General features: G+C 67.9%; 9 protein-coding genes. 3 read left to right on the top strand and 6 right to left on the bottom strand.

All coding sequences use genetic code 11. From position 1 onward, the window contains the following. The 4 genes from AC2VOU_RS09960 to AC2VOU_RS09945 all read right to left on the bottom strand — a co-directional run. The coding region (locus AC2VOU_RS09960; RefSeq protein WP_486957228.1) for an FAD-dependent oxidoreductase at positions 1-1,213 on the bottom strand (1,213 nt) is incomplete at its 3' end. 229 nt (positions 1,214-1,442) lie between these two features. Next, complete coding sequence (locus tag AC2VOU_RS09955) at positions 1,443-2,381, bottom strand: LysR family transcriptional regulator (RefSeq protein ID WP_486957227.1); 939 nt, start codon at positions 2,379-2,381, stop codon at positions 1,443-1,445. 158 nt (positions 2,382-2,539) lie between these two features. Then, complete coding sequence (locus AC2VOU_RS09950; protein WP_486957226.1) at positions 2,540-3,511, bottom strand: alpha/beta fold hydrolase; 972 nt, start codon at positions 3,509-3,511, stop codon at positions 2,540-2,542. 243 nt (positions 3,512-3,754) lie between these two features. Further along, entirely contained in the window at positions 3,755-4,357 is a 603-nt protein-coding gene (locus tag AC2VOU_RS09945; protein WP_486957225.1) for a DUF1643 domain-containing protein, read from the bottom strand. Between the two features lie 296 nt (positions 4,358-4,653). Between AC2VOU_RS09945 and AC2VOU_RS09940 the strand changes: the two genes are divergently transcribed. From AC2VOU_RS09940 to AC2VOU_RS09930, 3 genes are all read left to right on the top strand, one after another. Next, positions 4,654-6,183, top strand: coding sequence for an FAD-dependent oxidoreductase (locus tag AC2VOU_RS09940; RefSeq protein WP_486957224.1), 1,530 nt, complete (start codon positions 4,654-4,656; stop codon positions 6,181-6,183). A gap of 162 nt (positions 6,184-6,345) precedes the next feature. Further along, entirely contained in the window at positions 6,346-7,803 is a 1,458-nt protein-coding gene (locus tag AC2VOU_RS09935; RefSeq protein ID WP_486957223.1) for a nitrate/nitrite transporter, read from the top strand. A 42-nt stretch (positions 7,804-7,845) separates the two neighbouring features. Beyond that, positions 7,846-8,193 carry a DUF732 domain-containing protein gene (locus AC2VOU_RS09930; RefSeq protein ID WP_486957222.1) on the top strand — a complete coding sequence of 116 codons (348 nt, stop codon included), beginning with the start codon at positions 7,846-7,848 and terminating at the stop codon, positions 8,191-8,193. A gap of 34 nt (positions 8,194-8,227) precedes the next feature. Here the strand turns inward: AC2VOU_RS09930 and AC2VOU_RS09925 are convergent, their stop codons facing one another. Both AC2VOU_RS09925 and AC2VOU_RS09920 read right to left on the bottom strand, forming a co-directional pair. Beyond that, positions 8,228-9,622 carry a PPE family protein gene (locus tag AC2VOU_RS09925; RefSeq protein WP_486957221.1) on the bottom strand — a complete coding sequence of 465 codons (1,395 nt, stop codon included), beginning with the start codon at positions 9,620-9,622 and terminating at the stop codon, positions 8,228-8,230. A gap of 51 nt (positions 9,623-9,673) precedes the next feature. Continuing rightward, the coding region (locus AC2VOU_RS09920; protein ID WP_486957220.1) for a PPE family protein, SVP subgroup at positions 9,674-10,523 on the bottom strand (850 nt) is incomplete at its 5' end.

Raw genomic sequence — 10,523 nt, 5'->3', positions numbered from 1 at the left:
CGGGGTAGTCCGCGCCGACGTCCGCCAGTTCGGCCGTCGACAGGTCAGCGAGCAGGGTGTCGACGGTGTCTTGGGAATCTTTTTTGTTCGTGCCGATCACCCCGGTGGGGCCGCGTTTGATCCAGCCGACGACGTACTCATTGCCCCGCCCGGCGATGCGGCCGCCGTCGTGCGGGATGGTTCCGCGGTTGGCGTCATAGGGCAGGCCCGGAATGGATATGCCGCGGTAGCCGACCGCGCGTACCACCAGCTGGGCGGGGAGCTGCTCGCGCATCCCGGTGTCTTTGGCCACCACCCGCCCGGCCTCGTCGGGGATCAGTTCGTTGCGACCCAACACGATGTGTTCGACCGCGCCGTCGCCGGTGATTTCGACGGGGGACGCCAGAAATCGGAACACGATGCGGCGATGACCCGGCCGCGGCTGGCGGCCGGCGTAGTCGCGCAGCACCTTGATGTTCTGCTTACAGGTCTTGCCCACCGCGGCCGCGTCGTCGTCGCTGATGGGATCGACGTCAGCTGGGTCGACGACCACGTCGACGCCGTCGAGCTCGCCGAGTTCACGCAGCTCCACGGTGGTGAACGCGGCCTGCAACGGGCCGCGTCGGCCGACGATCACCACCTCGTCCACCCCGCGCTGGCGCAGCGCTTCCAGCGCGTGGTCGGCGATGTCGGTGCAGGCCAGCACGCCGGGATCGGTCACCAAAATGCGGGCGACGTCCAGGGCCACGTTGCCGTTGCCGATCACCACCGCACGAGCACCCGAGAGACCGGGAAGCATCGCGGCGAAATGCGGCTCGGCGAAATGCGGGTGGGCATTGTACCAGCCGACGAAATCGACGGCAGCGACGCTTCCGGGAAGTTCTTCGCCGGGGACGTTCAGGGAGCGGTCCGATTGAGCCCCGACCGCGTAGATCACCGAGTCGTAGCGTTCGGCAAGCTCGGCGGTGCTGACGTGCTCGCCGACCACGACGTTGCCGAAAAACCGGAACCGGGGATCTGCGGCCGTCTTTTCGAACTGCGCGCTGATCGACTTGATCTTGGGGTGATCAGGTGCCACCCCGGAACGCACCAGACCCCACGGGGTGGGCAGCATCTCCAGCATGTCGACCGCCACGTCGACGCCGGTCGTCGAATCGGCGGCCTTGAGCAGCGACGCGGCCGCGAAAAACCCCGACGGACCAGAGCCCACGATCGCAACATGTTGACGACGGATACTCACAAACCCTCCTTCGGCGGCGACCTGGTTGATGCCCGCCGCAACGATAGCTGCTCGACCTGCGCTTCGGCGCCTGGGCAGGTCACCTAGTCGATGATCGGCGCGTCGCGGTGTCGGCGGTAGCGGTCTGGATGTTGTGGAGTCACAAGGTACGGTTGTGATTAAAGCGGGTGGTGGGATACCGCGATGCCCGACGAGTTCGCCGACCGGTACCGGGCGGGGCTACTTACCGCCGGCCGGTCCTGATGTGGCTGAGCAGATCTCGCGTTGCTCCGGCGGGTGGGGTGCGTCCGCCCACCCAGATGGCACGAAGCTCGCGCCGCAAGTCCAACTCGGGGGTGGCGATGGAGCGGAGTCGTCCGGTCGCGAGGTCGTCGGCCACCGCCAGCCGGCTCATCACCGCTGGTCCCGCGCCGTCGAGGACGGCGGCGCGCACAGCCGCGGCGGTCGGCAATTCGAGCACCGGCGGCGCTTGTTGTATGTCGTCGCCGAGCACCCGGCTCAGGGCCACCGTGAGTGAATCGCGTATGCCGGAGTGGGGCTCCCGGGCCACCAAGGGGGTTTGCGCTAGTTCGGCGGCGCCCACGCCCTGTGACCGTCGCGTCCACTTGTGGTCCGGCGGCACAACCACCACCAGTTCGTCGCGCCCGACGATGCAACTGCCTAGCTCCCTGGGCGGCACGGGGTTTTCGACGAATCCGAGGTCGGCGGTGCCGTTGCGAACCGAGGCGGTTGCGTTCTCACTGTTGGTGGCGGTCAGAATTACGTGTGGGGCGGTGCCGCCGCGCCGCGCAGCGGCGCTTTGCAAGGACACCAGCCAGTGCGGCATCAACTGTTCGGCGATCGTCTGGCTGGCCACAATTCTTATCCGTTGCCGGCTCTCCGTTCGCAGCGAGCCCAGTCCCGCATCGACATCGTGGGCGACGTCCAGCAGCCGGGCTGCCCACTCGGTAACGACGATGCCGGTCGGCGTCAGTTGTGAGCCGCGGGTGGTCCGGACCGCCAACCGCACGCCGATCTGCGCTTCCATCGATGCCAGCCGCGCCGACACGGCTTGTTGGGTCAGCCCGAGTTCGCGGGCGGCGGCGCCGAGACTGCCGGTCTGAGCGACCGCGAGAAGGACCTCGAATGTGCCGAGTTCGGGCATCCGGGAACTGAGCGCCATGCCCAATCAAATCACAAACCGGCGTTGTGTGTGTGGGCGTGTGTGGCCCCCCGCGCGCCCGCCGTATGGGCGTGATCCCTTTCCGCCAGGCCGGGTTGACACACCCGGCGGGTCGAACAGTGTCCGGAATTAAGTCGAACGCACCCGCGACGTTGACATCAGCCGGCTCTCTGGAACGCGGGGAATCCGCCGGTCGCCTGCTTGCCGCGATCGGGCCTGGCGGTGGGTCTTGTGGTACGGGTCTTCCGCGCATCTATCACCCCGATGATGGCGTTGCTGATCACGCGCGGCGCCTGGTCGAGAAGCATGTGCCCGGCGGCGGGCAGGTGCACGTGCATCGCTCCGGGGATTTGCCGGGCCAGGTCACGGGCGTGCATCGGCGGGGTGAGCCTATCGGCGCCACCGCTGATGACGGCCGTCGTGGCGGTGATAGCACTCAGCGTCCGGTACTGGTCGTAGCGACCTAGGGCGTGCAGAAAGCCGGCTTTCGTTGTGATCGGGGTGGCCAGGACGTTCACCCCGCAGGCGGCGATACGCGCGTCGCGGTCAACCAGGTCGTCGTGTCCGCCGCGGCCGGCCAGGGCTCCGCATACCGGGCGGGTGAGGGCTCGGGCGGCGTGATCTGCGACCGCGTGAGGCAGATGTCGCGCCAGTTCGTAGAGGACGTCGACCCCGGGGTGAGCCAACAGCCGGCCCAGACCGCGTTCGGTGAGTCTGCCCGCCGCGGTGGCGACGAGGACGAGCCCATCCGCTGGGACAGGTCGCTGCCCGACGGGTCGGCCGAGGTAGGCCAGAGCCGCCATACCGCCCATGGAATGCCCGGCCAGCGTCAGCGGACTTGTGACCTGGAGAGCCACGAGCACGTCGGCGAGGTCGGTGGCGAGCTGATCGACCTGGTAGGTGTGCATCGGTGCGGCCGCCGAGTCGCCGTGGCCGCGGTGGTCGTAGCTGATGATCCGGATGCCGGTACCGTATCGACGAAGCAGGTGATCGATCTGCACGGTCCAGGACTCTTTGGTCAGGCAGAAGCCGTGCAGCAGCACGACCGTGTGCGCCGCGTCTCGAGAACCGTGTTCGCGCACCGACAATGCCACACCGTTGCGCGTCGTCACCGTCCGTTCAATACCCATCACCGCACCCCCCTTTCGACCCGTCGTAGCTGTCGATACACAGGCCAGCAAGCCGGAGGGAAAGGCGCAAGTTGGCGCCCAGCCCAATGATGTCCGGCGTAAACCCGGTGCGGGGCAGCATGTTACAGATTACCCGTGCAGATCGGTCGATGGCGTGCCGCACCAGCTGGGTGAAGTGCCGGATCGGTTCCATGCCGGGCATCGCCCGCCGGGTGGGCGACACCGTCGTCGACGTAGCAGAAATCACGCCGCACCGGCCAATAGGTATCCCCAACGTGGGTCGTCGGCCTCATGGAAATACCAGCCGGACCCGCGGAAGGTCACGCATTCAGGTACGGCGTCTTTGGGTGCCAGCAGGGGATGCAGTGGCTGCGCATCATGGGTCCAACCCAACACAGCCAAAGACCCGCCGCGACGGTTCGCACACCGCCACAGCATCTGGACCGCCGTGTGCGCACGGTCGATATCCGTCTCGGGCCCCCACGCGAGCACAGTCAGGTCGTTCTGAGAACACACCGCGGCAAGGTGCATATCATTGTCGGGGCCGACACGGTCGGAGTGGTATTTGGTAAACGCGTCGGGTTCGTTCGACACCAGACCGTACAGGTGGGCTATATCGACGCCGCCGTAACCCCAGCCGCGGGCGAAGCTCATACAACGGCGGACAGTCGGATCGCTATGGCGCTCATCGGCTCCGGACCCGTTGCGGATCACCCATGACAACCGCGGCTTGTCGGAATCCCACACACGCACGATTCGGTACCGCCATGTGCGGCAGGGACTGAACACCGCCCACGCCGCACGGTAACCGGTCGACCGATGAAGCTGTGCGAGCAACACCACCATTTCTCCACTCCTCGGTTGAGACCTTCGCTACGTTTGATGATTCGCCGTCCAAGGAATCCCGGGTAGAGGCAGTGACGTTGTGGAGCCACAAGACGCCGTTGAGTTCACCGGCCAGACCGCACGCGTCAGTGCCCCGTCGCTCGTGGCGGAAACGCATCGGACCAGGGTTCCGATCGGGGCTCGGTTCGACTGCGCGGACGATCGGCAGTAACCCCGGACGGGCACAACGTATCCTTGTATCCCCACAAACTCCAGGCGTCTACTGTCGGCCCAGCAGGTCGAGGACGATCAACGAGATGAGCCGTCGAGCAAACAATGCTTCGGCGAGCAGGGTCTCCCGGCTCGGCCTGAGCGGGCTCCTGCCCGGCCACCGGCAACTGGATCGCCGCGACAGCCCCGTGAAGGCGCGCCCCTACCACGTCGCGATCGTCGGATCCGGGCCGTCCGGGTTTTTCGCGGCGGCGTCGCTGCTCAGGGCCGCCGACTCCTCGCCGGACATCGACATCGCGGTGGACATGCTGGAGATGCTGCCCACGCCGTGCGGTCTGGTACGGTCCGGCGTCGCGCCCGATCACCCCGAGATCAAGGCGATCGGTGCAAAATTCGGGAAGACCGCCGAAGACCCACGCTTCCGGTTTTTCGGCAACATCGTGGTTGGCCAACACGTCGAGGCCGCCGAACTCGCCGAGCACTACGACGCGGTGATCTACGCGGTCGGTGCACAATCGGACCGATCGCTGAACATCCCCGGCGAGGATCTGCCCGGCAGCATCGCCGCGACCGACTTCGTGGGCTGGTACAACGCCCACCCGCACTTCGAGCACGTGTCGCCGGACCTATCGGGCGCCCGAGCTGTAATCATCGGCAACGGCAACGTCGCACTCGACGTCGCGCGCATCCTGATCACCGACCCGGCCGCGTTGGCGCGCACTGACATCGCCGACCATGCGCTGGATTCGCTTCGGTCCAGCGGCGTGGAGGAGGTGGTGATCATCGGCCGGCGCGGGCCGCTGCAGGCCGCGTTCACCACGCCGGAGCTGCGCGAGCTGGCCGATCTCGAAGAAGTCGACGTGGTGGTGGACCCGGCTCAACTCGACGTGATCGGCGACGTGGTGCTGGACCCGGCTCAACTGGACGTGATCGGCGACGACGACGCGGCCGACCAGACCTGCGGGCGCAACATCGACGTGCTGCGCGAGTGCGCGGCGCGCGAGCCCCGGCCGGGACACCGTCGAATCGTGTTCCGTTTCTCGACATCTCCGATCGAAATCAAAGGAGACGGCAGAGTCGAGGAGATCGTACTCGGCCGCAACAGGCTGGCCGGCGACGACAACGGGCGGCTGGCCGCCCAGGACACCGGCGTGCGCGAACACCTGCCCACCCAGTTGGTGCTGCGCTCGGTCGGCTACCGCGGCATACCGATACCACGGCTGCCGTTCGACTTCCGCAGCGGAACAATTCCCAGCCTCGACGGCCGAATCGCGGGCAGCCGCAACGAGTACGTCGTCGGCTGGATCAAGCGCGGCCCGACCGGGGTGATCGGCGTCAACGAGAAGGACGCCCAGGCCACCGTCGACACCCTGCTGGCAAATTGCCGCTCCGGGCGGGCCGATTTCGGTCCGGATCATGCCGACAAGCTCGCCGACTGGCTGAGCGTGCGCCAGCGCAACCTGGTCACCTACGCCGATTGGAAGGCCATCGACGGCTACGAGCGTGCGACCGGCGCGCTGCACGGGCGACCGCGCGTCAAGGTACCGAACCTGGACGAGCTAGTGCGGATCGGACACGACGGATTCGTGTCGGCTAACGCGGTGTGTCGGCGATGAAAACGCCACGTCCACCACGTTAGCCTGAACGGGCCAGTCACGCAGTACGGAGACCGCCCGCCAGCACGCGGATGGGTGGACGATGCCGGGGCCGCCGGGCAATTCCCTCTCACCGACGGATCGACGGTGCTCGTTCTCCGACGACGGTGAAGGACTGTAGGTATGAGACGCTCACATCGCATCGCGGATTGGGATCCCGAGGAGTTGCCCGCCTGGGAGGCCGGTAACCGGGCCATCGCCCGGCGCAATCTGATCTGGTCGGTCGCGACCGTACACCTGGGCCACTCGGTGTGGTCACTCTGGTCGGTGATGGTGCTGTTCATGCCCGATCAGGTGTATGGCTTTTCAACCAGCGACAAGTTCCTGCTTGCCGCCACCGCCACCCTGGTCGGTGCATGCCTGCGCCTCCCCTACTCGATGGCCGCGATGACCTTCGGCGGCCGCAACTGGACGATATTCTCGGCATTCGTCCTGCTGATCCCCACCGGGACCACGCTGGTGCTGCTCGCCCGGCCGGGGCTGCCGCTCTGGCCGTACCTGGTGTGCGCAGCACTGACCGGCCTGGGTGGCGGGAATTTCGCGGCGTCGACACCCAACGCGAGTGCCTTCTACCCGCACCGGCTCAAGGGCTCGGCGCTGGGGCTGATCGGCGGGGCGGCAAATCTAGGGGTACCGATGGTCCAGCTGGCCGGGCTGCTGGTCATCTCCGCAACCGGCAACCAGCAACCGTACTGGGTGTGTGCGGTGTATCTGCTGGTGATAACGATCGTCGGTATCCTGGCGACGCTGTTTCTGGACGATCTCACGCAGCACCGGATAGCAGCGACTCACCTCCCGTCGATCCTTTCGTCGATTCTGCGCCATCGCCACACCTGGTTGATAGCGCTGCTCTACCTCGGCACCTTCGGCTCGTTTATCGGGTATGCGTTCGCATTCGGCCATCTGCTGCAGCTCAACTTCATGACCGACGGACAAGACGCCGCGCAGGCCTCGCTGCACGCCGCCCAGATCGCCTTCATCGGCCCGATGCTGGCGTCGGTGGCCCGGATTTACGGCGGCCGGCTTGCCGACCGATTCGGCGGCGGCCGCGTCACCGTGACGGTCTTCGCTGCCATGTTCGTCGCCGCCGCGCTGACCGGCATCGGCGTCCACGACAAGCACAGCCCTGTCGCCGGCTCGGCGGTAACCGGCTACATCACCGGATTCATCGTCCTGTTCATCCTCGCCGGGGTCGGCAACGCCTCGGTGTACAAGATGATCCCGACCGTTTTCGAGGCCCGCAGCCACGGCGTGGAACACGCCGGCACACGAGATCCCCGCTGGTCACACGGTAGGGCAGGGCTGGTCGGCGGGTTCGTCGCGACGTTCGGCGCACTCGGCGGCTTCGCGATCAGCCTGGCGATGCGGCAGTCGTACCTCAGTACCGGCAGCGTAACGCCGGCGTTCGGCTTCTTCACGGTGTGCTATGCGGCCGCTGCGGTCCTGACCTGGGTCGTCTACGCTCGCCGGCCGGCCCGGTCCGAAGATAGCGGTGCCCGTCCGCGGATTGCCCGCCGAACCCACCCTCGCCGCACACCACCACCGGAAAATGAGTCACCCCATCGACGCACACCAGGGTAAAGTCGAGCGGCCGGTATGCTGCCAGGCAATCGGTGACCTCAGATGTACAGGCAGGAGCGGATCGTGGTGAAGCTGCTGACGGCCGCGTTGGTGGTGGCCGGCGCGATTGGTCTGGGCGCTCCGGCGTACGCCGACGACGATCCCCGCGACGCAGCCTTTCTGCAGGCACTCAACGAGGTCGGCATCAAGTACCCGAGCGAGGACCAGGTCATCGCCAGCGGCAAAGCGGTCTGCGCCTACATTGAAACGCGGCACACCCCTGCCGAAACCGTGCAAACGGTCGCAGAGGAGAACCCCCAACTCTCACCGGGCCAGGCCGTTGATTTCGTGATCCTTGCCCGAGGCGCGTACTGCCCGTTGCCGCCCGGCGGCGGCGGCGGCGGCGGTTGAGCCTCGGGCCTCTCCTTGCCTTGCCGCCGTCGGATCATCCCCAGGCGGACTGCGAAGCGGCCAACTCCTCTTGCCATTGCGGGGGGAGCGGCAACGGATCCGGCTCCGGGCGTCTGCGGTTACTGTAGGCCCAGGTCGACGCCAGCCAGCCGCTGGGCGCGATCAAGGCAGCGGCCGAGCGCTCGCCCGCCTTCCCGTCCTTGTCGCCGCGATCGTCGCCGTTGCCGCGGCGGCGATCCGTCGCACCGGAGAGCGCGCCTCGCCCGGACATCGTGCCCATCATCGCTTCCTGCATCGCCATCCCCGGCGGCAGGCCGACCGCGGCCGCCGGGGCGGCGCCGGTATTGACCGCCGCCAGGGAAATCGCCACCGGCTCGCTGCCCGCGGCGGCCGTGGCCCAGGTCGGCGGCACCGACACCGCCCCGACCGAGGACGCCTGGCCCAGCGCCGCGAACGGGCCGAGTAAGGCCGCCTTGCCCAGGCCCCCGAGCGCGTTCGCCCCGGCAGAACCGAAGAGGGCATTAATTGGCCCCAACCCCGTGAAGGTGGTGTAACCGGCGATCCCGCCGCGGACGAGGAATTCCCTGAAGTAACCGAAACCGTTCGTACCAATGGTGTAAAAGGCCGTGGTGTAACTCAGCGGGATGTTCAAACCGTAGTCCGGCACCAGCTCTACGTAGCTCAACCCCTGCACGGTTAAACCGCCGGCGGGAGTGCCGAGAAACGACAGCAAATTCGATGCGCTCGCCGTCGAGCCCAGCGGGTTCAGCTCGGTGGCCGGCGAGGCGGCGGAGAGAGCGTGGGCGCCGGCGGCATGCGCGCCGGCGGCGTGAGCGCCAGCGGCGTGGGCAGCCAGGGCGGCATGGGCGACCTCACCGGCCTGCGCGGCCAGCCCGGCCGGGCTGGTGGTCGGTGGTGGCTCCCGGAACGGTGTCAGGGTGCTCGTCGATGACGAGGCAGCCTCCGCGTATCCGTACATCGCGGCGGCGTCTTGCGCCCACATCTCGGCGTACTGGGCTTCGGCTGCCATGATCGCCGCGGTGTTCTGTCCGAAGAAATTGGTGGCCACCAGCGTCGCCAGCAAAGCCCGGTTGGCGGCGACCATGGTGGGCGGCACCGTGGCGGCGAACGCGGCCTCGAAGGCCGCCGCCGCCGTCTTGGCCTGCATCGCGGTCTGCTCGGCTTGGGCGGCAGTCGTCTGCAGCCACCGCGCATAGAGGAGAGCCGCGCTCGCCATCGCCGCCGCCGCCGGACCTGACCAATGCTCGCCGGCCAGGTCCGAGACCACCGAGGCACAGCCGGCCGCGGCCGACTCCAGCTCGGCGAAGAGTTCGTCCCAGCCCGCCGCTGCCGCCAGCATCGGTCCCGCCCCGGCGCCGGTGTACATCCGACCGGAGTTGACTTCCGGCGGCAGCAGCGCAAAGTCCATGGGTGTCTCTCGCCCTCTCGTAGGTGACTGTGCGGGTTTCGGAATGGGGGGTCAGCCGCCCGCGGGCGACCGGGGCACCACACTGCGGCGCCGTGAAACCGCGCGGGCCGTCGCACCGCCGAGGCCCCGCCCGGCCAGCGTGCCCAGCATGGTCTCGCCGAATGCTCCACCCGGGAGGCCGCCGACGACGGCCGGAGCGGCAGGCACGCTGGCGGCCGGCAGGGTGAAGGAGGCGGGGGTGATCGCCGAGGCCGGCATCGCCCAGGCCGGCGGCACCGACAACGCACCGATCTTGATCGCCTGGCCGGCGCCGGCGGTCAGCGCTGGGCTGCTGAAGCTGGTCAGCCCCGCCCCGCCGAAGCTCAACGCGGACGGTCCCAGGAACGGCGGGTTCAGCACCTCGCTGAGCCCGGCGGGGTTTTCCGCCATCCACGTCAGCAGACCGACCCCGTTGTTGGCGTTGCTGAGCGCATTGGCCATATCCGCCCAGGCGGCGGTGCTGTTGCCGAATGCCTGTGCCCCGTAACCGGCCGTCTGGCTGAGCAGGCCGTCTCCGTTGACGAGGTCGCCGTTGCCGAGCAGCTGCTGCAGCCACGAAGGCAGGCTCGATCCGGTGCTCGTGCCGGTGGCCTGGGCAACCGAGGCGGATTGGGCGGCCTGCCCGGCCGGGTTGGTGTTCTGCGACGGGTGGCTGAACGGGGTGAGCGTCGCCGCGGCCGACGACGAGCGGGTGTAGTGGTGCATCGCGGTGGCGTCTTGAGCCCACATCTGCGTGTACTGGCGCTCGACCTCCCCGATCGCCGCGGTGTACTGACCGAAGTAGTTGCGCGCGATCAGCGCGGACAACAAGGAACGGTTGGCCGCGATCGCCGGCGGAGGCACGTGGGCGGCCAGCGCCGAG

Source organism: Mycobacterium sp. TH-M25 (genome assembly GCF_057473665.1).
This window is presented reverse-complemented; position numbering and strand designations above follow the sequence as displayed.